General features: G+C 71.6%; 20 protein-coding genes and 1 pseudogene. 9 read left to right on the top strand and 12 right to left on the bottom strand.

Going from position 1 to position 23,551, the window contains the following annotated elements:
• Positions 1-73: 73 nt before the first annotated feature.
• The 3 genes from OG272_RS01740 (at position 74) to OG272_RS01730 (ending at position 2,504) form a co-directional block, all read left to right on the top strand.
• Positions 74-715 (top strand): GNAT family N-acetyltransferase, encoded by a 642-nt coding sequence (locus tag OG272_RS01740; RefSeq protein ID WP_405892275.1) that lies wholly within the window; start codon positions 74-76, stop codon positions 713-715.
• 250 nt (positions 716-965) lie between these two features.
• Positions 966-1,388, top strand: a complete 423-nt coding sequence (locus OG272_RS01735; protein ID WP_405892274.1) for a cytidine deaminase — start codon at positions 966-968, stop codon at positions 1,386-1,388.
• A 57-nt stretch (positions 1,389-1,445) separates the two neighbouring features.
• Positions 1,446-2,504, top strand: a complete 1,059-nt coding sequence (locus tag OG272_RS01730; protein ID WP_405892272.1) for a hypothetical protein — start codon at positions 1,446-1,448, stop codon at positions 2,502-2,504.
• Between the two features lie 18 nt (positions 2,505-2,522).
• Here OG272_RS01730 and OG272_RS01725 read toward each other — a convergent pair whose 3' ends face one another.
• The 5 genes from OG272_RS01725 to OG272_RS01705 form a co-directional block, all read right to left on the bottom strand.
• On the bottom strand, positions 2,523-3,191 hold the full coding sequence (locus OG272_RS01725) for a response regulator (protein ID WP_405892270.1): 669 nt from the start codon (positions 3,189-3,191) through the stop codon (positions 2,523-2,525).
• Positions 3,188-4,564 (bottom strand): sensor histidine kinase, encoded by a 1,377-nt coding sequence (locus OG272_RS01720; protein ID WP_405892268.1) that lies wholly within the window; start codon positions 4,562-4,564, stop codon positions 3,188-3,190. Before OG272_RS01720 ends, OG272_RS01725 begins: the two co-directional genes overlap by 4 nt.
• A gap of 50 nt (positions 4,565-4,614) precedes the next feature.
• A complete protein-coding gene (locus tag OG272_RS01715; protein WP_405892266.1) occupies positions 4,615-5,448 on the bottom strand; it encodes an ABC transporter permease in 834 nt (277 codons plus the stop codon).
• Positions 5,448-6,377 carry an ATP-binding cassette domain-containing protein gene (locus tag OG272_RS01710; protein WP_405892265.1) on the bottom strand — a complete coding sequence of 310 codons (930 nt, stop codon included), beginning with the start codon at positions 6,375-6,377 and terminating at the stop codon, positions 5,448-5,450. The genes OG272_RS01715 and OG272_RS01710 overlap by 1 nt, the downstream gene beginning before the upstream one ends.
• A 339-nt stretch (positions 6,378-6,716) precedes the next feature.
• Complete coding sequence (locus OG272_RS01705; protein ID WP_405892264.1) at positions 6,717-7,628, bottom strand: squalene/phytoene synthase family protein; 912 nt, start codon at positions 7,626-7,628, stop codon at positions 6,717-6,719.
• Between the two features lie 154 nt (positions 7,629-7,782).
• Here OG272_RS01705 and OG272_RS01700 point away from each other — a divergent pair, with 154 nt between their 5' ends.
• From OG272_RS01700 to OG272_RS01690, 3 genes are all read left to right on the top strand, one after another.
• Entirely contained in the window at positions 7,783-8,769 is a 987-nt protein-coding gene (locus OG272_RS01700; RefSeq protein WP_405892263.1) for an AraC family transcriptional regulator, read from the top strand.
• A 22-nt stretch (positions 8,770-8,791) separates the two neighbouring features.
• Entirely contained in the window at positions 8,792-9,247 is a 456-nt protein-coding gene (locus tag OG272_RS01695) for an SRPBCC domain-containing protein (protein WP_326573498.1), read from the top strand.
• 85 nt (positions 9,248-9,332) lie between these two features.
• A complete protein-coding gene (locus tag OG272_RS01690; RefSeq protein ID WP_405892260.1) occupies positions 9,333-10,376 on the top strand; it encodes a 2-oxoglutarate and iron-dependent oxygenase domain-containing protein in 1,044 nt (347 codons plus the stop codon).
• Positions 10,377-10,505: 129 nt separating this feature from the next.
• On the opposite strand, the gene OG272_RS01685 is transcribed toward OG272_RS01690, so the two are convergent.
• Complete coding sequence (locus tag OG272_RS01685) at positions 10,506-11,378, bottom strand: LuxR C-terminal-related transcriptional regulator (RefSeq protein WP_328222199.1); 873 nt, start codon at positions 11,376-11,378, stop codon at positions 10,506-10,508.
• Between the two features lie 368 nt (positions 11,379-11,746).
• Here OG272_RS01685 and OG272_RS01680 point away from each other — a divergent pair, with 368 nt between their 5' ends.
• The gene (locus tag OG272_RS01680) at positions 11,747-12,613 is read left to right on the top strand and encodes a LuxR C-terminal-related transcriptional regulator (protein WP_405892259.1); all 867 of its coding nucleotides are present in this window, start codon (positions 11,747-11,749) and stop codon (positions 12,611-12,613) included.
• A 43-nt stretch (positions 12,614-12,656) separates the two neighbouring features.
• Here OG272_RS01680 and OG272_RS01675 read toward each other — a convergent pair whose 3' ends face one another.
• From OG272_RS01675 to OG272_RS01655, 5 genes and pseudogenes are all read right to left on the bottom strand, one after another.
• Complete coding sequence (locus OG272_RS01675) at positions 12,657-14,222, bottom strand: protein kinase domain-containing protein (RefSeq protein ID WP_405892258.1); 1,566 nt, start codon at positions 14,220-14,222, stop codon at positions 12,657-12,659.
• Positions 14,223-14,513: 291 nt separating this feature from the next.
• Positions 14,514-15,554, bottom strand: a complete 1,041-nt coding sequence (locus OG272_RS01670; protein WP_405892257.1) for a glycoside hydrolase family 5 protein — start codon at positions 15,552-15,554, stop codon at positions 14,514-14,516.
• Between the two features lie 135 nt (positions 15,555-15,689).
• Entirely contained in the window at positions 15,690-16,940 is a 1,251-nt protein-coding gene (locus OG272_RS01665; RefSeq protein WP_405892255.1) for a DUF2993 domain-containing protein, read from the bottom strand.
• 63 nt (positions 16,941-17,003) lie between these two features.
• The gene (locus OG272_RS01660) at positions 17,004-17,423 is read right to left on the bottom strand and encodes a DUF4259 domain-containing protein (protein WP_405892254.1); all 420 of its coding nucleotides are present in this window, start codon (positions 17,421-17,423) and stop codon (positions 17,004-17,006) included.
• Between the two features lie 30 nt (positions 17,424-17,453).
• Positions 17,454-18,174 (bottom strand): annotated as a pseudogene (locus OG272_RS01655) (DinB family protein).
• A 268-nt stretch (positions 18,175-18,442) separates the two neighbouring features.
• Here OG272_RS01655 and OG272_RS01650 point away from each other — a divergent pair.
• Both OG272_RS01650 and OG272_RS01645 read left to right on the top strand, forming a co-directional pair.
• Positions 18,443-19,783 carry a cytochrome P450 gene (locus tag OG272_RS01650; protein WP_405892252.1) on the top strand — a complete coding sequence of 447 codons (1,341 nt, stop codon included), beginning with the start codon at positions 18,443-18,445 and terminating at the stop codon, positions 19,781-19,783.
• Positions 19,784-19,937: 154 nt separating this feature from the next.
• Positions 19,938-21,536, top strand: coding sequence for an AMP-binding protein (locus tag OG272_RS01645; RefSeq protein WP_405892250.1), 1,599 nt, complete (start codon positions 19,938-19,940; stop codon positions 21,534-21,536).
• 604 nt (positions 21,537-22,140) lie between these two features.
• Here OG272_RS01645 and OG272_RS01640 read toward each other — a convergent pair.
• Positions 22,141-23,175: a glycoside hydrolase family 5 protein gene (locus OG272_RS01640; RefSeq protein WP_326573481.1), complete on the bottom strand. Its 1,035-nt coding sequence runs from the start codon at positions 23,173-23,175 to the stop codon at positions 22,141-22,143.
• Between the last annotated feature and the right edge of the window lie 376 nt (positions 23,176-23,551).

Here is a 23,551-nt window from a genome sequence, read left to right as displayed (position 1 = left end):
GCGTGGTCGTACGGGGGAGGCGTGGTCGCTCCGACGGTTGTGGGGAGCGTCCCGCACCACGCAGGATGCTGCGATGACCTCGCCTCCCGCAGTACGTTCGTACCGCCCCGAGGACCACGACGCCCTCCACGACATCTGCGTCCGTACCGCCCACAACGGCGGCGACAGCCGCCCCGCCTACACGGACCCCGACATCTTCCCGGCGACCTTCGCCACCCCGTACGCCCACCTGGAACCGGAACTGACCTTCGTCCTGGACGACGGCCGGGGACAAGCGGTCGGCTACATCCTCGGCACCGCCAACACCGCAGCCTTCGTCGAGGGCTTCCGCGAGAAGTGGCTCCCTCTGGTGGCGGAGCGTTTCCCGGTGCCCGACGGCCCGCCGGTCACCCCCGACGAGGCGGTCATCGAGCTCCTGCACCACCCCGAACGCATGCTCCTCCCCGAACTCACCCCGTATCCGGCCCACTTGCACATCGACCTGCTCCCCGCCCGGCAGGGCCGGGGTCACGGCAGGGCCCTGATGCGCACCTTCCTCCGAGCCCTGCGCACCGCATCCGTCCCGGCCGTCCACCTCTCCATGCTCACCACCAACACCCCGGCTCGCGCCTTCTACGACCGCCTGGGCTTCCACGAGATCGACGTGCCGAACCCCGGCCCCGTGACCTACCTGGGGCGCACGACGAAGGAAGAGGAACCCGACACCCATCGGTAGCGGTGACGATCCGGTCCGGGCGGTGGCGATCCGGTCCGGGCGGTGGCGACCCGGTCCTGGCGGTGGCGACCGGTCCCGGGCGGTGGCGATCCGGCCCCGCCCTTCCAGACCGCTCACCGGGGCGGCCCATCCGGCGCATCAGGGACGCGCGGCGGCCCGGTGCGCGGCCGCCTGCCGGACCTCCGAAATTCGCTTGCGCGCCTTCGCCGCCCGGGTCAACGTCACCTGACACCCGACGAAGGCAGAGACGATGACCACGCGGATCCACCCCATCGACCACGTCGACCACGACCTCGTCCAGGCCGCGGCGCACGTCGCTCGTACCCGCTGCCGGGGCGACAACCACACCATGGCGGCCGCGGCCCGCGCCCGGGACGGCCGGATCGTCACGGCGGTGAACGCCTACCACTTCACCGGAGGCCCCTGCGCCGAGCTGGTCCTCATCGGCACGGCGGCCGCCCAGGGCGTCCACGAGCTGGACACGATCGTCGCCGTGGGCGACCGCGACCGGGGGGTCGTTCCGCCGTGCGGCCGGTGCCGGCAGGTCCTCCTCGACTACTTCCCCGCCCTCAAGGTCATCGTCGGCGCCGGCGACCGCGTCCGGACCGTCCTCATCACCGACCTGCTGCCCGAGAGCTATGTCTGGGCCGACCACCAGCTCGACGCCGAATGACCGCGTCACTCGACGCGAGCTCGCACCGCCGACCGACAGAGGACGGAGGAAGGACCCATGGCTGTCTTCGGGTGTTCGCGCTGCGGTGCCGCGCTCACCGCCTCCGTCGTGCGGGTCGCGCTCCCCGTGCAGGCGCATCACCGCTACGGGCACGCGCTGCTTCCCGCGCTGATGGAGGCGGGGACTTACGCCGTCGACCCGGAGCCCTCCGGGCAGCCATGGCGGCCGTGGAGCGAGGTCGGGGCGCAGGAGGCGGCGGAGCGTGGGGTGTTCGCACCGGTGGGCGCCCTGTCGTTCGGGCCGCCGGGGGCGGTCGCGGTCGCGCCGGGCGACACCTGCGGCACCGTGCTGATCCCCGAGCGGTGCGACGGCTACTGCAGGGGCCTGGACGGCAGGGACGGCCCGAACCTGGCCTGCGCGCGCTGCGGGCAGGCGGTGGCGACCCGGATCGACGACTGTTCGTACTGGCAGGTGGTGTGGCTCGACCCGCGTGCCGTACGCAGGCTGCCCGACGACGGGCCCGCGCCCGAAGTGGCCGACTGGGACGCGCTGGTCGAGCGGGAGCAGGGCACGCCGCCCGTCGAGCCGAACGGCCGATGGAGCTCATGGTGGGAGGCGGCGGTCGGAGCGGCCCTCGCGCATCTGCTGGTGGCCTCGGAGGGCGGACCGGTGGCCGTCCCCGACGGCGTCCTCGCGGACACGTTCGGCCGCGCACTCGGCGCGCTGCTCCCGTCGGGGACGCCGGTCAGGCAGGCTGCGCCGGCCGGACCGGGGGTTCCTCCCGCACGTCCCGCCCCGGACATCGCCCTGGTCCCCCGGCATCCGCGGACGGGCCGGAGCTGGCGGCCGCCCGGCGCCCCGGCTGTCGTGTCGCTGCCGGCCGACGTCTGGACGCACATGGTGTCCCCGCGCGTGCGGTTGCCCGTGCCCGCGACCGGCGGACTGCCCGACGGCGTCCAGCGTGACGACCCGCTGCCCCTGCGCCCATGGTCACCTTTCCGGCCCGACTCCGCCGTGTTCCTCCACACGCTGGCCCGGCTGCCCGCCGTCCGCCGGCCGTGGCTGCGCGAGATCTACGACCGGGTGCGGGCCCGCCCGTACGATCGCCCCTTCTGACCTGCCCGCTCCGCGCGGCTACGGCTTCGCCCTGACCAGCCCCGCGTCGTACGCCATGATCACGGCCTGGATGCGGTCGCGGGCGCCGATCTTGGCGAGGACGCGGCCGACGTGCTTCTTCACGGTGGATTCGGTGAGCACGAGCCGCTCGGCGATCTCCGCGTTGGTCCAGCCCTGGCCGATGGCGACCAGTACCTCGTGTTCGCGGTCGCTGAGGCTCTGCAGCCGGGGGTCTGCCGGGAGGGGGGCGCCGCTCGGGGCGAGGACCTGATGGGCGTAGGCGTCGAGGAGCCGCCGGGTGAGGCTGGGGGCGACGACGGCGTCGCCGGTGGCGACCGCGTGGATACCGGCGACGAGTTCCTCGGGGCGGGCGTCCTTGAGGAGGAAGCCGCTGGCGCCGGCCCGTAGCCCTTCGTACGCGTACTCGTCGAGGTCGAAGGTGGTCACGATGAGGACGCGGGTGCGGCCGCCGGAGGCGACGATCCGGCGGGTCGCCTCCAGGCCGTCCATGCCGGGCATGCGGATGTCCATGAGGACGACGTCCGGGCGCAGCTGCGCGGCGAGACGGACCGCTTCGGCGCCGTGCTCGGCCTCGCCGGCCGGGGTGAGGCCGGGGGTGCCCTGGAGGAGCATGCGGAAGCCGAGGCGTTGCAGGGGCTGGTCGTCGGCGATCAGCACGGTGGTCATGGCAGATGGTCTCCTGAGGCCGGCACGGTGGGTGGTGCGGGGGGTACGTCCAGCAGGACGTCGACGATCCAGCCGTGGCCGGTGTCGCGGGGGCCGATGCCGACGGTGCCGCCGTACATGGCGGCCCGCTGCCTGATGCCGACCAGGCCGTGCCCCGGGTGGTCGGTCCCCGGCCCCGGCTCCGCGCGGCGGTGTGTCCCCTCGGGGACGCCGGTGTCGGTGACCCGGACGCGTACGGTGGCGGCCTCGGCGGTCACGCCGACCTCGGCCGCGGAGCCCGTACCGGCGTGCTTGAGGGTGTTGGTCAGGGCCTCCTGGACGATGCGGTACACGGTGAGCTGTACGCCGCTGCCCAGCGCGTCGAGATCGCCCACGGTCCGGTAGGTGACGGGCAGGCCCGCCGCGCGGACCCGTGCCAGCAGGGGGTCCAGGTCGCGGATGCCCGGCTGCGGGCCGAGCAGCCGTTCGTCGTCCGGGCCGTCCGGGTCCGCCCGCAGGACGCCCAGGACGCGGCGGAGTTCGCCCATGGCCTGCCGGCCGGTGTCGCCGAGGAGGCGCAGGGCCTCGGCGGACCGCTCGTTGTTGTGGGCGGCGAGGGTGGCTGCGCCGTCGGCGAGCCCGACCATGACGGAGAGGTTGTGGCCGACGATGTCGTGCATCTCGCGGGCGACCCGGGAGCGCTCGGCGGCGGCGGTGAGCCGGACGCGCTGGTCGCGTTCGATCTCCAGGCGGGTGGCGCGGTCCTCCAGTGTCGCCAGGTACATCCGGCGGATGCGGAGGGTGAGGCCGAGGGTGACGGCCGCCGTGGCCGTGCCCAGCAGGAAGAAGAGGCCGAGCAGCGGATGCTCGACCTGCCCCAGGAGCCAGACCGCGAGGGCCAGTTCGCCGACGGTCACCGCGACCGCCCAGCCCAGCACCCGCAGGGAGCCGTGCAGGGCCAGGCTGTACAGGGCGACGAGCATGCTGACGCCGGCCTGCTGCCACAGGTCCAGCGACCACTGGACGAGGGAGACCGTCGCGATCACGAAGTACGTGGCGGCCGGGGCCCGGCGCCGCCACCACAGCGGGATGACCAGGGCGGCCGCGAAGGCGACCTGGACGGTGACCGGCAGGTCGCTCCGGTGCTCCGCCTCGCCGAAGGGGCCGCCGTCCCTGTCGTCGGTGAGCAGGTCCGGGAGGCTGAGCAGCGCCACGACCAGCACCACCGCGGTGTCGAGCAGCCAGGGGTGGCGCCGGTCCAGCAGCTGCCGCCGGTGCTGTCCGTGCAGCATGCGGCCCAGGACCGGGTGCCAGGCGGCGTCGAACCCCGGGGACGGCGGGAGCGTCGTCCCCGGGGTGGTCTCCGCGGCGGGTGTCGCGCGGTGCGGACTCATGGTCCTCATTGTCCTCGGTCTCGGAAGTCAGGGGGCCGTGGTCTCGCAGGTCAGGCGTCCGTGCGGACCAGCCGGTACGCCGCCCCCGCCAGGGCCAGGGCCACCCAGCCGGTGAAGACCCCGAGCCCCTGGCCGGGCGAGAGGGAGTCCGCGGACTCGGTGAGGGCGTAGATCGCCGACCCCGCGTTGCTGGGGAAGTAGGGGGTGATCGTGTCGTACCACGAGTCCGGCAGCAGCGTGGCGAGGCCGGGGAGGATGAGCAGGATGCCGACCAGGGCCGCGATGGCTCCGGCGGAGGAGCGGAGCAGTACGCCCAGGGCCACCCCGAACACGGCGACCAGACCGAGGTAGACGCCGGCGCCGGCCAGGCTGCGCAGCACCCCGTCGTCGCCCAGGGAGAGCGAGATCTTCTCCCCGTCCAGGCCGGGAACGCCCAGTTGGAACGCGGCCAGCGCGCCGAGGGTGGTGAGGGCCAGTGCGATGACACCGATCACGGCGCTCTTCGACCACAGCACCGGCAGCCGCCGCGGTACCGCCGCGAGCGTGGAGCGGATCATGCCGGTGCTGTACTCGCCCGCCGACAGCAGCACCCCGAGGACGCCCACCGCCAGGGACGCGAAGGTCACGCCGGTCAGCGCCAGACTGACCGCGTCGCCGCCGCCGGAGCCCGGCCCGGGCGGCCCCGCGTCGGCGGTGACGTCGGGGCTGTACGTGTAACTGGCGATGGCCCCGAAGAGGACCAGCAGCACCAGGGCCACCCCGAGGGTGATCCAACTGGAGCGCAGCGACCAGAACTTGGCCCACTCCGAGCGCAGCACCCGGCGGCCGGTCACCTTGAGCACTCTCGTGCGGGCGGGGACCAGGGAGAGATCGGTGGCGGTCATCAGGCGGCCTTTCGCGCGGGCTCGGCGGGAGCGCTCTGGTATTCGACGGCGTCGGCGGTGAGTTGCATGAAGGCCTCCTCCAAGGAGACGGCATGCGGAGTGAGTTCGTACAACGGCACCCCGTGCTGGGCGGCGATCGCCCCGATCTCCCGGGCGTCCCGCCCGGCGACGATCAGTTCCTCGGTGGCGGAGGAGCTGATCGTGACGTCCGGACCGGCCAGCAGCGAGCGCAGCTTCAACGGTTCGGTCGTCGCGACCTTCACCCCACCGCCGCCCGCGTCCCGGACGAAGTCGTCCACGGTCGTGTCCGCCAGCAGCCGCCCCCGCCCGATGATCACCAGATGGTCGGCGATCAGCGCGGTCTCGCTCATCAGGTGCGAGGACAGCATCACCGCCCGGCCCTCGTCGGCCAGCGAGCGCAGGAGGTTGCGCACCCACAGCACACCCTCCGGGTCGAGACCGTTGACGGGCTCGTCGAGCATCACGACCGCCGGGTCGCCGAGCAGGGCGGCGGCGATTCCGAGCCGCTGTCCCATGCCGAGGGAGAAGGCGCCCACCCGCTTGCCGGCCACACTGGTCAGTCCGGCCAGCTCGATCACCTCGTCCACCCGGCGGCGGGCGATGCCGTGCGTGTGGGCCAGCGCCATCAGATGGTTGAACGCGGTCCGCCCGGGGTGGACCGACCTGGCCTCCAGCAGCGAGCCGATCTCGTGCAACGGCGCCGCGTGCCGGGCGTAGGAGCGCCCGTTGACGGTGACCTCGCCCGCGGTGGGGGAGTCCAGCCCGATGATCATGCGCATGGTCGTGGACTTGCCCGCGCCGTTGGGTCCCAGGAAGCCGGTCACCTCACCGGCCTTCACGGTGAAACCCAGGCGGTCGACCACCGTCTTGTCCCCGTACCGCTTCGTCAGCTCACGCGCTTCGATCATGGCAGTGGGCCTTTCTAGCCTCGAACCGGGCCGCGATCCCCCGCGACCTCCGCCTTCGAAACTACGAGTCCAGTGGCCCGCGCCCTTGGGACCGCAGGGGACACTTCGGCGTCCCACTGGTACCGCGGTACCACTCGGAAGTCCTACCTTGGTATCCGGTCGAGCGGACCCCGCCGCCGCTGAAGCCCGTGATCCCCCTCGGCGGTGTCCGGTCCACCCGCGTCCTCGGCGAAGAAAAGCACGCTCGTACGCCGTCTAGGCCCGCTGGATCCGGTCTTCCTCACTCATCCGCCCCACCCCTGGTCTCCCGCCCTCTCGGCGCCCCCGTGACCTGACCGCTCAGCGTCGTTCCCCGCGAGCCCTTCGGCGCGCACCCAGCAGCACCCGCAGCGTTCCCGCCGCCGGTGGGGACGCGGAGCCGCGCAGCAGCCGGGCACCACGCCTGAGTGCCGCGTTCGCCGTCAACAGCTCGATCTTGATGACGGCGTCCAGCAGCACTCCGCCGGGGCCGTCCGTGAGAACGGGCAGAGCGCAGGCCGCTCTGAGGGAGACGCGGGCCGCCTCGACCTGATCCTGCACCAACTCCCGTACGCCTGCCGACTCCCGGCCCTCCGCCAGGTCCTCCACCGTGACCGAGAAGCGTTCCAGCGTCTCCGTCGGGATGCCCAGGCGGCCTTCCGGGAGGTCCTCGGCCAGGTCGTTGACGAAGTCCAGCCGCTGACTGCCCTCGATGAGGGTCCGGCAGCCCGCGCGGAACCGTCCGTCGTCGTCCTCCGGACCCAGCAACGACGCGACCAGCATGAACGCGGGCAGCGAATAGGCTTCCACATAGGCCTGGTAGTCGGCCTCGGTGGCGAAGCCGGTGAACTCCAACTCGGCTGTGGCGGTGGACAGGTACTCCTCCACAGCCTCCCGCAGCCGCGGATACGTCCCCGTGGTGTGCACCAGTGCGCGGATCAACGGATCGTCGCTCAGCCCCGTGTCCAGCGCTTTGCGTACCTCCTGCTCCCACGACGCCCACGCCGAGGCCCGCTGCGGTTTCGGGCCGGTGTCCAGGAGGTCGTCCCCGTGGTGCATCACCGCCGTCGCCGCCACGACGTGGGGCAACACCCGTCGAGGCAGCAACAGCCGAGCCGCGAGGTACGAGGTGCGCCGGGAACGCGCCACCAAGTCCCGCTGCCTGTCGTAGTCCCTCCGCAACCCCGGCTCCCGGACACCCGCGCCGTCCAGGCCCTGCTTCCAGACGCTCATGCGCTGATCGTAGGGGGAACGCCGAGGCAGGGCCGATGCCCATGGACCTGCCCCTTCGCCTCTTGCACCGGGCGGATGCGCCGGAACCGCGGAAATCTCCGCATGTAAGGATGTCGGCGCGAATGCCCGACGGGGACATCGGAGATGGGACGCAATGATCGGGACCGTGTTCCGCAGCGAGGACGTGCCTGCGGGGGACAGATTCGACTACTGGCGAGAACTGATCGGCGGGACACGGACGAGCGAGGTGATCAGCACCCACTCCGCCGACTTCCGGGCGGAGTTGCGGCTGATGGAGCTGGGTCCGGTGACCGTGTGGCCGGCGTCGTTCCTGCCCACCCGCTACTGGCGCAACCAGCGGATGGTGCGCCGGTCCGATCCTGAGCTGTACCACCTGACGCTGCTGCTCGACGGGGGCCTGACCCTCGATCACGCCGGCCGGTACGAGACGTTCGGCCCCCGCGACCTGCACCTGGCCGACAGCTCACGGCCCTACGACGTCCGGTCGGCGGACGGCCGGGGGGCCGGCCTCATCCGGGGCGTGGGTGTCGACTTCCCCAAGGCACTGTTGCCGCTTCCGCCGCACCGGGTCCGGGAGTTGCTGTGCCGAGGACTGTCGGGGCGGGAGGGCCTGGGCGCCCTGCTGGCGGACTTCCTCACCGGCCTGGAGCGGCAGGCCGAAATCCTCCAGCCGTCCGACGCGCCACGTCTGGGCACGGTCCTGCTCGATCTGCTGGCGGCCTGGTCCGCCCACGTCCTGGAGGCCGAGGCCGCCCTGTCCCCGGAAACCCGCCTGCATGCGCTGACACAACGCATCCGGGCGTTCATCCGGCAGAACCTGCACGACCCGGAACTGACGCCACCGGTGGTCGCCGCCGCGCACCACATCTCCCTCAGCTACCTCCACCGCATCTTCCAGCAGCAGACGCAGGGCGAAACGGTCGCCGCCTGGATCCGAGCCCGGCGCCTGGAGGGTGCGAGCCGCGACCTGGCGGACCCCTCCCTGCGCACCACGCCGATCCATGTCGTCGCCGCCCGCTGGGGCATGCCCCGCGCCTCCGACTTCACCCGCGCCTTCCGCACCGCCCACGGCGTCTCACCCAGCGAGTACCGGCTGCGGGCGCTGTCCGAACGACAGTGAGCCCGCAGGCTAGGTTGGCCCCATGTACTCGACGCGGGTCTCCCGACAGGTGAACGCCTCCCGTGCGGCCGTGTACCGGGCGCTGGTCGACGCGGACGCGATCGCGCGATGGCGGGTTCCGGCCGGCATGAGCAGCCATGTGCACGAGTTCGACGCCCGTGAAGGAGGGAGGTTCCGTGTCTCCCTGACCTACGACGCGCCGACCGGCACAGGCAAGTCCGCGTCCCACACCGACACGTACCACGGCCACTTCGCGAGGCTCGTGCCGGACGAGGAGGTGGTCGAAGTCCTCGAGTTCGAGACCGAGGATCCCGCGCTGCGCGGCACGATGACGATGACCACCACGCTCACCGACGCGGACGGGGGTACCGAGGTCCTCGTCGTGCACGAAGGGATCCCCGACGCCGTGCCCGCCGCCGACAACGAGACAGGCACACGCATGGCACTGGCGAACCTGGCCCGGCTCGTCGAGAGTTAGACCATCCGGACTCGGCACCACGCTGCTGGACGGCCCCCTCAGACGGGGGTAGTGGATTATGTGCGTCCGGTTCAGGGTGAACGGCATGACAGAACTGCAGACCTTCGTACTGCCCTCGACGGTTGACGGCAGTGACACGGACCAGGCACTCGGCCAGGCACTGATCGCCGCCTGGCAGGCCGACGGCATCTTCCAGGTGCGGGCCACCCCGGGCCAGGAAGCTGTCACCGAGCGGGCCCTCGACGCCTCCCGGGGCTTCTTCGGCCGCCCGTTCAAGGAGAAGGCCGGGCACGTGTCCGACCTCACCTACAGCGGGTACGTCGCGTCCGGGGAGGAGGAGACGGCCGGGGAGAAGGACGGCTCGGAGATCTTCACCGTCTGCCCCGACATCCCCGAGGACGACGCCCGCGTCATGGACAGGTGGCCCTGCCACGGCCCCGCGCCCTGGCCGTCCGAGCAGTACGCCGCGGCCATGAAGGACTACATGGGTGCCGTGGGCGACATCGGCGAGCGACTGCTCCGACTGGTCGCGCTGGGCCTCGGCCTGGACGACATCGAGCACTTCACGAAGCTCACCGAGAACGGCTGGCACCACATGCGGGTCCTGCGCTTCCCTCGGGCGGACGCCACCTCCGAGCGGGGCATCGGCTCCCACACCGACTACGGTCTGCTGGTCATCGCGGTCCAGGACGACGTGGGCGGCCTCTACATCCGGCCCCCGGTACCGGGCGAGACGCGCGGACGCAACTGGCTGCCCGACGAGTCCATGGCCGGGCGGTACGAGAACGAGGAGCCCTGGACCTTCGTCACCCCGGTCCCCGCGGTATTCACGGTCTTCCCCGGTGACATCATGCAGTTCATCACCGGCGGAACCCTCCTCTCCACGCCGCACAAGGTGCGTCTGGCCGACCGCGAGCGGTACACCATCGCGTACTTCCACGAGCCGTCCTTCCAGGCTGTCGCTCGACCGCTGGAAGCGGGCGGGGCGGACGAGTTCATCCACTACGGCACGCACTTCACCAACATGTTCATGCGCTGCTATCCCGAGCGCACCGCCACCGCGCGCATCGAGAACGAAGACCGGCTCGCCGTCCTCGAGCGCCTCCGAAAGGAAGCCCTCACCTCCTGAACCGTCGCCCTGGGACGGGCCGTTGGGGCCCGCGTACGGCGAAGTCGCCCGGCGACTGCCGGGCGGCTGCGGAGCGTGGCGAGGAGCGTCGGTCGGGCCCGGCACCAGGAGAACCCGCCGCCGCGATGCTCAGGGCAGCAGCCCCAGGCGGCGGGCCGCCACGACGGTCTCCATCCGTGAGTGGCAGCCCAACCTGCGCATGGCGCTGCGCAGATAGCTCTTCACCGTCTCGGCCCGAAGGCCGAGTTCATCCGCCACGTCGGCGTTGGTCCGTCCCAGCGCGACGCACGACAGCACATCGAGTTCCCGTGACGAGAGGCTGGAGAGGGCGCTCAGGTACCGAGGGGCCGGAGCCCCGGCGCCGGCCAGCGTGTCGCACACACCGGCGACCCGGTCGCGCAGGTCGTCGTCGGTGAGCTGCTGGGCGAGGATCCGCAGCTCCGCGTATGCCTCGCGAATCGTCTCCCATCGGGGGGCCACGGGGGAATCCGGCGGCCCGGCGCCCTCCGTGGGCTCGTTCAGGGCGTCGAGACGGCGCAGCACCTCGTCCCGCACCGCCATGTTCTGTTCCAGATCCCGGGCGGCCCCCATGACCGCGTCGACCGTCCGGTCGCCCAGTGCCACGGAACGGCGGACCGCGCCGTACATGACCGCCCGCACCGTCCTGTTCACCACCACGGGCGCCGCCACGACGGCGTGAATGCCCTCCGCGGCGACCATGAGGTCGTAATGGTGGCTGATCTGCTTGGAGTTCGCGTAGTCGTTGACGGCGATGGGGCGGTGCAGGGCCACCACCTTGCCGCCGAGCCCCATGCCGAATCCGAGGGTCAGCCCGGACAGGGCGTTGGTGGAGTTGCCCGTGAACTCGGTCAGTTGCGCGTGCCGGCCCCTGACCACGACACCGCCGAAGGCGAGGTCCACCCCGGCGGTGTCCCGTAACGCCGTGATGCCACGCTTCACTTGGCGGTCGTCGTCCGAAGTGGGGGGTGATGTCACTGTCATGCGGTTCCTCGATCTGCCCGGGGGCGAGATTGCGCCCCCTGCCCGGGACAAGCACGGGCGTCGTGCGGGAGTGGTGCTGGTACTGCGGCTGCTGCCATCGAGCGCGGTGTCGTATACGTCTTCGTGGAGCTGAGAGCACCACCATGAGACAAACCCGGCCGCCCAGCTACCCCCGTCTGAGGGTGATGTGCGGGGACCGGTCATGCGGGCACGTGTCACCCCCGTAAGAGATGATGTTCCGTCAATTATGTTCCACCTGTGCGCTCTTGACGCGATCCAGTCGCTTGCAGAACTGTTCTCCTGACGACGGGGGAGTCGGCTGTGGCAGCGCGTCCCCGCTGCCGGTCAGGTAGGGAGACGACCCGGTCGTGCTACCGGCGGAAGACAGCGAAGAGGCAGCGGCCACCCGTGCCGCCGTTCTGGCCCTGCGCAGGGAGAGCGGGATGCCCGTCGCCGGGGCGGCCTGGGTCGTCGGTCCGCGGCAGTTGCGGATCAGCGAGACGAGCGGTGTGAGATCACCGGACCGCCGGGGGCTGTCCGTGCCGGCGGGGGCCGGACTGATCGGCAAGGTGCTGACGACCGGTCGGCCGGCGGCGGTGAGCGACTACCGGTCTGCTCGGCGGATCAGCCATGAGTACGACTCCTTCGTCGCGGCCGAAGGGGTGCGGGCGATGGCGGCCGCACCCGTGATCGTGGGGACCGCCGTCCGAGCCGTTCTCTTCGTGGGATCGCGTGACGCGGTGCGTCTCGGCGACCGGGTACTGACAGCGATGACGCAGGCGGCGCGCGACCTGGAGCAGTTCCTCGCCTCCCACGAACAGGTCCACCGGCTGCTCTCGGAGGCCCGGGCCGTACGCGACAACACCGCGCCCCGTGACGGCGCGGCCCTGGAACGCGTCCACGAGGCCCACGCCGACCTGCTGGACCTCGCCGCGTCACTTGAGGACGGCCACCTCAAGGACCGCTTCCACGAGGTGTGTTCCCTGCTGGAACAGGGCTGTTGCTCCGAGGGGCCCGAGCGGGCGTCCTCGGAGAATCCGGCGCGGCTGTCGCCACGCGAACTCGACGTGCTCACCGCGGTCGCCGCGGGCTGCACCAACGTCGGCATCTCCGACCGGCTCGACATCGGCCTGGAGACCGTGAAGGGCTATCTGCGCTCGGTCATGCGCAAACTCGGCACCACGACCCGCTTCGAAGCCGTCACCGCGGCACGGCGGGCGGGGCTGCTGCCATGACCCCGGCCGATCCGGGAGTCCCACGACGACCGGGCCGTACCCGTCAACTCGGGTGCGTGATGCTCACCTTCACGGTCAGCGTGCCCCTGTTGTCCTCGGAGCAGGCTCCGGCGTCGTCGTTCATGCCCAGTTGCAGAATGCCGTTTCCGCTGGCCTTGAAGGTCGTTTTGCGGCCGACGACGTGGACGGGGAACTTCTTGCCGCCCGCGAGGACCGCCAGCAGAGTGCCGAACGGCGCTGCGGCCTTGACCTTGCAGTCCTTCGCGCCGTCCAGCAGCGCGTCGGTGGCCGCGTCGTAGCCGGCCGGCCCGGTCATGGGCATGTTCCGGTGGTCCGCCGTCCACTCGCCCGAGACGAAGCGCACGGTGACCCGGTCGCCCCGCCGGACGGTGACCCCGGCCACGGGCTGCCAGCCGGTCGCCGACTGCACGACGTGGCTGACGGTCGTCGTCGTCGGATCCTCCTTGAACGGCAGCACTCCGGTCAGGAACAGACCCCCCACGGCGCCCGCCGCCACTACCGCCGTGCCGGCCAACGCCCACCACAGCGGCCTGCGCCCCGCCGGACGCGGCGACCGATGAGGTGAGGGGGCGGGTGACCCGGTGTGCCCCGCCGTCGGTACGGTCTGCCCGGCCCGCACGAGCCGATCACGGCCGCTGGTCACGGTGTCGACGTCGGCCAACGGGGACGAAGGCGGAGGGACGCGTACGGTCGCCGAGGGCAGCGGCCCGGCCTCCGTCCCGCCCGCCGCGACGCGCCGCAGCGCGGAACGCGCACCGGCCGCCGAAGGGCGCTCGTCGGGGGACTTGCGCAGCAGCGCCTCGACGACCGGCCGCAGCGGGCCGAGCCGCTCCGGCAGGACGGGTTCCTCGTAGGCCACCGCGTGCAGCGTCGCGGGCCCGCTCGGTCCGCGGAACGGGGACCGACCGCCGCAGACCGTGGCGAGGGTCGCGCCCAGCGACCACAGGTCGGAGGCCGGGCCGCTCTCCGCCCCCGTCACCCGCTCGGGCGCCATGTACTCGAGGGAGCCGACCAGTTGGCCGGTGCTGGTCAGGAACTCGCCGTCGTCGAGGGCCGCGATGCCGAAGTCGGTGAGGACGGCGTTGCCGTCCCGGCGCAGCAGGACGTTGGCGGGTTTGACGTCACGGTGCAGGGCGTCGGCCGCGTGCACAGCCTCCAGCGCGTCGAGCAGCTGCATCCCGAGGACGGCCGTGTGCTGAGGAGTGAGCGGTCCGCTCTCGGCGAGGTGGTGGGCCAGCGAGGGGCCCTCGACGAGTTCCATGACGATCCACAGCCGGTCCTCCGCCTCGACCAGGTCGTGGACGCCGACCACATGAGGGTGCGGTACCCGGGCGACCGCACGCGCCTCACGGATCGCCCGGCGCATCCGTATGCGGTGCTCGTCGTCGCCGTGGGTGAGGGTGTGCAGTTCCTTGGCGGCGACCGGGCGGTCCAGCAACTGGTCTTGGGCGCGCCAGACCGTGCCCATGCCGCCCCTGCCGAGGACCTCCTGGAGAAGATACCGACCGGCGATCAGCCGTTCCGAGCCGCGCTGCGAACGCGTCGCCGTCTGGTCGTCGCCGTCTCCGGATATCACGTGTTCGCCCACGTTTCCTCCCGGAGGACGGGATGTCCGCCGGTCGTCGCTCGTTCGGTCGGTCGTCATTCGTTCGAACGGGGCTGAGCATAGCGGAGCGCGGGATGGTCACATGCCGTCAACTGCGTTGTGGGAAGGCACTTTGCATCCCAGACCCAGGCCGACCGAGACGGGACGAGCGCTTCCCCGGACCGTGGTCCGTTGTCACGCGTTCCGCTCGGACGTCAGGCCCGCAGGCCCCTTCCGGGTCCGGTCGCGCTGTGGCGTCGGACCCGGAAGGGGCCTGCGGCTGTCGTGGCGCCGCTACTTCTTCCAGGCCCAGTGCAGGCGGTCGAGCCCGCTCTGGTTGTTCACCTTCAGGCTGAGGCGGGTGCCCGTGCCCTGGAGGATGGTGAGGGAGTAGGTGTCACCGTTGCGCAGGCCGGGCCAGTAGACCGAACCGAGGCCCAGCTCCCGGATGGTGTCGGTCGCGGCCTGGATGTAGGCGACCTCGTTGGAGCCGTTGACGGGACCGTTGTAGTTCAGGCCGGTGGTCATGGAGGCGCCGAACTCGTCGAGGACGGTCCGCGAGGCGCAGGTGCCGATGCGCTCCTTGAAGTCCGCCTTCCACTGCTCGACGCTGGTCCAGTCGGTGTGCCAGAAGCCGTAGTTGTGCAGGGCGATCCGGGTGCCGTCGAGCCGGCTGTCGGCGCAGACCGGCTTGACGTCCTCGCTGTACTTGATGCCGCCGATGAGGACCCGGTCGCGGGGGATGGACCGGTGCGTGGTCAGCCAACGCGCGGCCACGTCGCGCCACTCCTCGGAGGTGTAGCCGAACGGCTCGTTCATCGGCTCGAAGTACACCTTGGAGTTGTGGCCGTAGGCGGAGGTGGTCCGCGCCCACATCCGGTCCCAGGAGGCCTGGTCGTCGATCTTGCCGTCCTTGGTGTTGTCGGCCTCCCAGTACCCCAGGATGACCTTGAAACCCTTGGCGGTGGCGGCGTCGATCGCGCCTCGGTACGACGTCCAGAACGGGCCGTTCACGGACGTGGGGTTGACCGGGAGGCGGACCGTGTTGGCGCCGAGCCGGGAGAACCCGCCGATGATCGCCCGGGACTTGGCGTAGGTCGTGGCGTAACTGTCGGAGGTGGACAGGCCCGAGGGCACGACCGCGTCGTCGGCGTAGTTGTCGCGTGGGTCGGCCCAGTTGACGCCGCGGAAGTCGCTGACGGGCGGCGGCGAGGCGTGGCGGGCGGCGGCTGCGGGAGCGGCGGACGCGGGGGAGCCGAGGACTCCGCCGAATACCGTGACACCGGCCAGCGACGCCGCGAGGCAGGCTGTCCCGCGATGGTTCTTTCGTGGCACCAGATCCCTTTCAGGGCAGTTGCGTCCGCGAAACCTCGAGGCGCAGGTCGGCGGCTCTTTGGCTTCCGCAAACTAGAAGAGATCTCGAACAGAGGTCAACACATCTGCACACCAAATTTCATCAAGAACACAGGATCACGAGCTGCCCACGGCCAACTCCGAACCCGTGAGCCGCACTCGGATGCCGTCCTCCTCGACGCGGACGTCCCGCAGCCGCATGGTCCCGTGCTCCGGCTCCGGCAGTTCGAAGGACAGGGACAGCCGGTCGGCGAGGACGGGTCGGGTGAGCCGGGACAGGGCGTCGAGGAGGTCGGGGTCGAGGCCCAGACCGCGCAGCACCGCGGGGTTGTCCAGGGCCAGGTCGATGAGGTTGAGGCTCTGGGCCTGGCGGGCGAAGCGCGGAGAGCCGGTCAGTTCGGCGAGTTCACCGTCGTCGCTCAACGCCTCGCGCGCGGCCGCGTCGGACACCCCCAGCCGCCGCACGATCGCCGGGACCGACAGCAGTGCCTTCGCCTTACGGGTCTCCCGGGCGAGGTCGGCGGAGGCATGCGGCGTCAGGTGCAGGCCGTCCGAGGCGCGCGTGCCGGGGCGGTACGTGGCCAGGTCCCCGATGTCCAGGCGCATCCCGCCGATCCGGGTGGCGATGCCCCGCTCGCCCTGCCGCTGGATCGTGGCCTCGGCGCGCAGCCGCAGATCGCGCCCGGCGACCGGCAGGGTGCCGCGCGCCCGGACCCGGTCACGACCGTCGCCGGTGAACGTCACCTGGGACGCGCCGAGTTCGCGGTTGAGGTCGGCGAAGGACAGCAGGACGTCGCCGTCGAGCCGGGGGACGCGGGCGCCGCGTACGGAGGTGAGGCCGTCGGCGTCCAGTCGTATGTCATGGGCCGTGGCCGACACCTTCGCCAGCGACACGCGGTCGGCGGCCACGTCCGGCACGGTCACCCGCACGGAGTCCAGCCGCTTGCCCGCGAGTTGGGTGAGGAAGGGGAAGCCGCCGATCTCCACCTCGGGCGCCGCGGCCAGGTCCAGCCGGTCCTCCAGGGTGTCAGCGGCCTCGTGTTCGGCGTACAGCAGTGCCCAGCGGTCGCCGAGGGCCACGAAGGAGGCGAGGACGACCAGGCCCACGACCGCCTTCACCGCGAGCGGCAGCCCGGCGAAACGGCCACGCCGACGCCGGCCGCCCCGGCGATGGACGGGCGGCGTCCACTCCGGCTCCTGCTCCGGCTCGTCCCTCCGCTCGGCGGTGTCCTTGTCGAAGAACTCCTCAAGAGAGGTCACTTCCAGCGGGCCGTCGTCGAGAGTGCCGAGTTCGTCGTACGGATTGCGGGGCGTGTCGGAGCGGTCGTGGCCGTACTGATGCGGATCTGTGCGGTGGGGGGAGCGCATCGTCTCATCCGAACATGTGCACCACCCCCGTCCGCAACCTGAACCCCGGGTATGCGATGTAGTTCACGATCGCGATCGCGCCGCTTCCCCGGCGAGGGAGGACGGCGGTGGCGCGAGGACCGTGCGAAGGCGGTTGAGCATCGCCCGCCACTGCTTCGAGTCGTCCGGGTCGTCCGGGTCGACCCGGTCCGAGGCGGGGCCGTAAGGCGTCTCGGCCGGTTCGCCGCCCGGGTATTGCGCCGCGAGCAGAGCGGCGGCCACCGCTTCGTCCGCTTCCCCGAGGTGGCCGGTGGCGTCGACGGTGCGGGTGAGGACGCCGCGGATCAGGGCCTCTCGCCCCTCCGGCCCGGTGGCGTCGAGTGCGTCGGCGAAGTCCGCGGCCGTGGCGTTGCCGAAGGGGTCGGTGCCCCAGGTGCCCCAGGTGCCCCAGGTGCCCACGGGGATCTCCCTGCCCGGCTGGGCGGGGATCCTCGCATCAGGCACTGACCACACGATCGACGCGAAGGGCCGGACTCACCCGGCAGCTGTGAAACGGGCCCGCCACAGGTCGCGGAGCAGGGCGATCTCGGCCATGTGGTGGATGAACTCGAGGTTGGCTCCTGCCAGGACGGCGGCGAACGGGTCGTCGGGGGCGGAGCCGTACGGGTACTGCGAGAAGCCGACCGTGTCGAGTTGCTCGTCGGTGACGGCGGCGACGCTGTCGCGCCAGCGGTCGACCAGCGGCCAGAACCGTTCGAGTGCGGAGGCGGCGGACGGGGTGAAGTCGACCGACAGCTTCGGGATCCTGCCGCCGTTCACCGAAGGTCCACTCCCAACCGCCCGCGAACTGGACGTGCAGGTGCGCCAGCCGCCACGCGATGGCCGTGACCGGCGTCCTGTCGGGCTCCGGCACACCGGTGTGGGCGAGGACCTGCTCGACCCGCTCCACACTCACCCTCCAGTCGTCGGCGATCCGGGCGACGCTCATGCCGTCGGCGGCCTGCCGGGCGACCTCGGCGTACTCGCTCGCCGGGATGTCCGGGGCGCCCAGGTCGAGCACCCACTCGCCCGGCCCGAACGCCCTGGGCGTCGTCGCCTCGCCCCGGCGCCGGATCGACCAGCAACCGGGCACCGGCTCCCACAGGTACTCGTCGTCGCCCAGCCCCGTCAGCCGCACCTGGGCCATCTCCCTGGCCTGGTCGAACTGGTCGAGCGGTAAGCCCAAACGGTCGGTCCGCACGCCTGCGGTCTCCATCTACGGCTCCCTCCGCGCTCGCGCCTCGTAGCTCACTGCGCTCAGCCGGAAGCTGACGGCTCGCCTCACGGGGCGCGACCGAATTTCCCGCCGCGACAACGGTGCGGCACCACCGAGCCGGACGGGCGTCACCACACCCGCTCGGGCCCTGCGCGCCGCGATCGACTGTCACCGAATGTGCCGATTCCCGTACAGTCCGTGCTGTAGTGCTCGGCTCATGGCCGACTGGCCGACTGGCCGACCGGGCGGTCGAACAGGGGGAAGACACATGGACACCGAAGCCGGTCTCGGATCTCTTCCGTACGTGCCCGGGGCGGCGTGCCCGGTCCCCGAGGCCGATCCAGGGCTGGTGGAGCGGTGGCGGTCGGAGGGAGGCGAGCTGGTCGCCCTGCTGACGCGGGTGCGCGAACGGCTCGGCGGTGTCGCGGCGTTCCGCCTCGGGCCCCTTCCCACCGTTCTCGTCACCGACCCCGAGGCGGTCCAGCACGTCCTCGCCCGCCGGCCGGAGCGGTACGTCAAGCGCTCCCACCGCGCCCGTCTCCTGATCGGCGACGGGGTCATGGCCGCCACCGGCGCGGCGTGGAAGGGGCAACGCCGGTTGCTGCAGTCCCAGTTCACCGGTACCGGTATGCGCCGCTACGAGCAGCGGATCACCGAGGCCGCCCGGACCACCGCGGAACGCTGGCACGCGTACGCCCGCACCGGGCAGACCTTCGACGTCGGCCAGGAGATGCACCGCTTCGCCCTGGACGCCATCTGGCGCTCCCTCACCGGACACCCCCTCGACGACGAGACCCAGCGCGAACTGTCAGCGGTGGAAGCCGTGGGGGCCGCCCTTCCGACCCTGCCCGCCGACGCCACCGACGCCCGGGACGCCGTCGCCGCCGATCTCGACCGGATCGACGCGGTCGTCCGGCACGCCGTCGAGGCCGCTCGCAGCGGGGCGGCGGGCCCCGACGGTCCGGGCCTGCTGCACGTCCTGACCGACGCCGCCACCGAGCGGCCCGAGTACACCGACCGGCTGATCCGCGACGAGTTCGTCACCCTGCTCGCGGCCGGGCACGAGACCACCGCCACCACCCTGACCTGGCTCTATCTGCTCCTCGACCGGTATCCCGCCGCCCGCGAACAGGCTCTCGCCGCCGGTGACGAGGGCTCCGCGCAACGCCGTCAGGCCATTCAGGCCCTGGTCCACGAGACGCTCCGGTTCTACCCGTCCGCCTGGATCCTGCCGCGCCATGCCGGCCAGGACGACACCCTCGCCGGCTACGCCATCGAGGCGGGCACCGACATCCTGGTCTGCCCCTACCTCACGCACCGCGACCCGGAACTCTGGCCGGACCCCGAGCGTTTCGAACCCCGCCGCTTCACCACCCCGCAGGGCCGCCCCACCCACCCGGGCGCCTACTTCCCTTTCGGTATCGGCCCCCGCGCCTGCCTCGGCCTGCAATTCGCGCTCCGCGAATCGACCGTCCTCCTCGAACACCTGCTGCCGGCCCACACCCCGACCTTCCACTCCACCCCCACGAACGCCGTACACGGCATCACCGTCCGCCCCGACGGCCCCACCCCCGCGACGCTCTCCGCGGTCACCTCCGGAGCAGCCTGAGCCCCATGTGCTGCTCGCCTCCCGTGCCCGGAGCGGCCCGATCGCCGGGCACGCGGTCCTTGTCGACGGAGGTATCGGCGTACGCGGCCTCGCCGGTGCCGCCGGTGGCAACCACCCGTGACGCTCGATCCTGACGCTCGATGAGGAGCCGCTCGTGACCACACCCGACGCGATGAGACCGCACCCACGCAACTCCGGCCTGCGGGTCGACCTCAATCCGGCCGCCGCCGTCGCGCGCAACGCCCGCTACCAGGGCGCCTCCGCCGCCATCCGCTACGCGGGCGGCGACCTCACCTACGCCGCACTCGACGACAGGGCGGCCCGTCTGGCCACCGTCCTGGCCGACGGCGGCATCGGCGACGGGGACCGGGTCGCCCACCTCGGGCTCAACAGCAGCTCCTTCCTCGTCGTGCTGCTGGCGGCCCACCGGCTGGGTGCCGTGTTCGTCCCGGTCAACTTCCGGCTGGCCGCAGCCGAGTTGGAGGCCGTCCTCGTCCGCAGCGGCGCCTCCACCCTGATCTGCGAGGAGGGCCACCGGGAGAGCGCCGACCAGGTACGTGACAGGACCGCCCTCGCCCGCTTCCTCCTGGTGGACGACGACCCCGAGGTGCCGACCGAGGGCGCGGCGGGCTGGGAACCCTGGGCGCCCCTCCTCGCCACCGCCGTACCCAGGTCCGCCATCGCCGCCAAGTCGGCGGACGACCCGGCGGTCCTGATGTTCACCTCCGGCACCACCGGCACGCCCAAGGGTGTCGTCCTCACCCACGGCAACGTCTTCTGGAACTCGGTGAACGTCGAGCTCCGTCTCGACACCCGCCGTGGCGACGTCACCTACGCGGCCGCTCCGCTGTTCCACATCGGCACCCTGAACAGCTTCGTGCTCCGCACGCTGGTGCGTGGTGGCACGGTGGTCATCAGACGCGGGTTCGACCCGCGGATGTGTCTCGACGACCTGGTCACCCACCGGGTCAACTCCATGTTCGGCGTCCCCCAGATGTTCGCCGCCCTGGCGAGACAACCCGGCCTGTTCGACCAGGATCTGAGCCACCTGCGGTCCATCGTGGTGGCGGGCGCGCCGGTGCCGCCCTCGCTCATCGAGCTCTACGCCCGGCACGGCGTGCTGCTCCAGCAGGCGTGGGGCCTGACCGAGACCGCCCCGTTCGCCACCCATCTGCCCGTCGAGCACACCCTGGACAAGATCGGCTCCGCGGGCATCGCGATGCCGTTCACCGAGGTCCGGGTCGTCGACGCGGTCACCAACTCGCCCCTGAAGCCGGGGGATCCGGGGGAGGTCGTCGTCCACGGCCCCAATGTCACCGCCGGCTACTGGAACAACCCGGAGGCCAACCGCGCGGCCTTCGACGATGAGGGCTGGTTCCACTCCGGCGACATCGGCCATCTCGACGTGGACGGCTGTCTGTACATCGTCGACCGGCTCAAGCACATGATCATCAGCGGGGGCGAGAACGTCTATCCGGCGGAGGTCGAACGGGTCCTCGCCGCCATGCCGGGTGTGGTCGACGTCGCGGTCCTCGGCATCCCCGACGAGCAGTGGGGCGAGAGCGTGCAGGCCGTCATGAGCGTGGACGGCACGACGGAGATCACCCTGGAGGCCGTCCACGCGTACGCGGCGGGAAGGCTGGCCCGCTACAAGCTGCCAACGCGCCTGACGATCGTGCCCGCCGTCCCGAGGAACGCCTCCGGAAAGCTGGACAAGGCCGGCGTCCGGCGACTGGCCGACGAGGGGAACTGACGGTGCGCAGGGTGCCGACCCTGCCCGCACGCGACATCCACGCCCCCTGACGGGTCGGTGCGGAGTCGTGGACGCGCTTACCGGGCCGCCTGCGCCGGGGCCGGGCGGGATGCCGAGGCCGTCGTCGGAGTGCGGCGCTGCGCAGCGCGACCGGCCGGCTCCGCGAGGCCCACCCAGCGGGCGCCCGGGCCGTGTCGGGGCGGCGGAGGCCGCCGCTATCGCCCTCGCCCTCGCTATCGCCCTCGCCACCGACGTGGATGCGGACCCGGACCCGGACCGGGCGAGCTGACCGCCTGTCACCCACCTGTGCACGGCGCTCACCGCCCCCGCCTTCTCCAGCGGCCGACCGGGGCCGAGGCCGTGGACTATTTCAGCCACGGTTCGCCGTCGCGAGGCGTCGCTCCGGTTCGGAGGGGGGCGGCGTCCACGAGGGCAGCGGCGTGGCCGGCGGCCAACCTCGACACGGCACCACAGCACCGGTGGCAACCGCGCAGCTGACGCCCCGCCACGCGCGGCCGCCTCCAGGGCCGGGAGGCCGACGGGAGCCGGCCCGGTGTGGCTGTGGGCCGGCTCCTGTCGCTCCCTTCGCTCCTTTTGTCTCCGATCAGAAGTCGTCCGGTGTCCTGACGCGGTCGCGGATCCAGACGCCTGCGGGCTTGAGGGAGGAAGTGCCGTTCCAGGAACCGTTGTTGGCACAGGTACCCGGCTTGAAGACGGCGCCGCTGCGTTCGTCGTCGGAGAAGTTCCAGTTGACCCAGCTGATCTTCTTGGCCGCCAGCAGATCGAGGTAGCGCTGCGACATGGCGAAGTCGTTCGCGCCCTCACCGGCGTAGTTCTGGGTGCCGAACTCGGTGACGAAGACGGGTATACGGTCGGCCGCGCGGGCGAGAGTCCGCAGGTACTCGTCCCGGTGCGAGTACGCGTAGAAGTGGAACGTGTACATGATGTTGGCCGCGTTCACCGGGTTGTTCACCACCTCGGACTCGTTCGCGCCGTCCGATACGCCGAGCGAGGACCATGCGCGGGTGCCGACGAGGATCGGGGTGTTCGGGTCCTTGGCCCTGATGACGGGGATGAGCTGCTCGGCGTAGCTCTTGATGCGGGACCAGCTGACCCCGCTGGGTTCGTTCGCGATCTCGTACAGCAGGTTGTCCTTGTCGCGGTGGCGCTGGGCGATCTCGGAGAAGAAGGTCCTGGCGCGGGCGAGGTTCTCGTGCGGGTCGCCGGGGTCGAGCATGTGCCAGTCGACGATGGCGTACATGCCCCGGGCCGTGGCCTGCTCGATGGCGGAGTGGACGAGGTCGGTGAAGCGGCGCGGATCGGTCTCGTAGCCGCCCTCCTGGACGTACATGGAGATGCGCAGGACGTCCGCCTTCCAGTCGGTGGCGAGGGCGTTGAGCGAGCCGCCGGTGACGCACTGGCTGTACCACTGCAGACCGTGCGTGCTCATACCTCGGAGCTGGATCGTTTTTCCATGCTGGTTGCAGAGCTTGGTGCCGCAGACCTTGAGCTGTCCGTTGGCGGCGACGGGTGTGGCTGCCGTCGGGGCCGCAAGGCCTGCCTGTGCGGTTCCCGGGGACAGGACGAGGCCGAGAAGGAGCAGCACGGCGACGAGCGGAACGGATCGTGCCGGTCTCATGGGGGACTCCTGGCGGTCAAGGGTGACGTTCGACCATCGACGGAAGTCGATCGAGCCGTCTCACCAACTGGTAGGAAACTTTCCTAACAGAAAGGGAATTAGCAGTTGGTCCGGACCTTTGCAAGAGATGTGACAGGACCGCCCCGGTGAAGCGCGGGGTGTGGCGGAGGTGTGGCGGAGGTGCTGGCTCGACCGGGTGATCCGGCGGCACCGGAGTACCGGGCCACGCCGTCGCTGCCCCGCAGATCTTGACGACGAGTTCAGGGCGCGGGTCGCCGCACCCCTCGGATGAGGCGCTCCTCGAACATCATGAGCGCCAAATGCGGTCGGCGCAGAGCCGGAAGGGCGGCGCGGACTGAGGCGACCGTGCAGGGCG

This window comes from Streptomyces sp. NBC_00104 (assembly GCF_045160825.1).
Classification (GTDB): domain Bacteria; phylum Actinomycetota; class Actinomycetes; order Streptomycetales; family Streptomycetaceae; genus Streptomyces.
The sequence above is the reverse complement of the archived record's forward strand: the minus strand, read 5'-3'. Positions and strand labels throughout refer to the sequence as shown.

Excerpts from the sequence above, each read along its gene's own strand:
- OG272_RS01705 (WP_405892264.1), bottom strand. The coding sequence starts at position 7,628 with ATGAGCGTCTGGAAGCAGGGCCTGGACGGCGCGGGTGTCCGGGAGCCG.
- OG272_RS01725 (WP_405892270.1), bottom strand. The coding sequence starts at position 3,191 with ATGACCACCGTGCTGATCGCCGACGACCAGCCCCTGCAACGCCTCGGC.
- OG272_RS01690 (WP_405892260.1), top strand. The coding sequence starts at position 9,333 with ATGACAGAACTGCAGACCTTCGTACTGCCCTCGACGGTTGACGGCAGT.
- OG272_RS01735 (WP_405892274.1), top strand. The coding sequence starts at position 966 with ATGACCACGCGGATCCACCCCATCGACCACGTCGACCACGACCTCGTC.
- OG272_RS01740 (WP_405892275.1), top strand. The coding sequence starts at position 74 with ATGACCTCGCCTCCCGCAGTACGTTCGTACCGCCCCGAGGACCACGAC.
- OG272_RS01665 (WP_405892255.1), bottom strand. The coding sequence starts at position 16,940 with ATGCGCTCCCCCCACCGCACAGATCCGCATCAGTACGGCCACGACCGC.
- OG272_RS01730 (WP_405892272.1), top strand. The coding sequence starts at position 1,446 with ATGGCTGTCTTCGGGTGTTCGCGCTGCGGTGCCGCGCTCACCGCCTCC.
- OG272_RS01700 (WP_405892263.1), top strand. The coding sequence starts at position 7,783 with ATGATCGGGACCGTGTTCCGCAGCGAGGACGTGCCTGCGGGGGACAGA.
- OG272_RS01650 (WP_405892252.1), top strand. The coding sequence starts at position 18,443 with ATGGACACCGAAGCCGGTCTCGGATCTCTTCCGTACGTGCCCGGGGCG.
- OG272_RS01640 (WP_326573481.1), bottom strand. The coding sequence starts at position 23,175 with ATGAGACCGGCACGATCCGTTCCGCTCGTCGCCGTGCTGCTCCTTCTC.
- OG272_RS01685 (WP_328222199.1), bottom strand. The coding sequence starts at position 11,378 with ATGACAGTGACATCACCCCCCACTTCGGACGACGACCGCCAAGTGAAG.
- OG272_RS01710 (WP_405892265.1), bottom strand. The coding sequence starts at position 6,377 with ATGATCGAAGCGCGTGAGCTGACGAAGCGGTACGGGGACAAGACGGTG.
- OG272_RS01715 (WP_405892266.1), bottom strand. The coding sequence starts at position 5,448 with ATGACCGCCACCGATCTCTCCCTGGTCCCCGCCCGCACGAGAGTGCTC.
- OG272_RS01720 (WP_405892268.1), bottom strand. The coding sequence starts at position 4,564 with ATGAGTCCGCACCGCGCGACACCCGCCGCGGAGACCACCCCGGGGACG.
- OG272_RS01695 (WP_326573498.1), top strand. The coding sequence starts at position 8,792 with ATGTACTCGACGCGGGTCTCCCGACAGGTGAACGCCTCCCGTGCGGCC.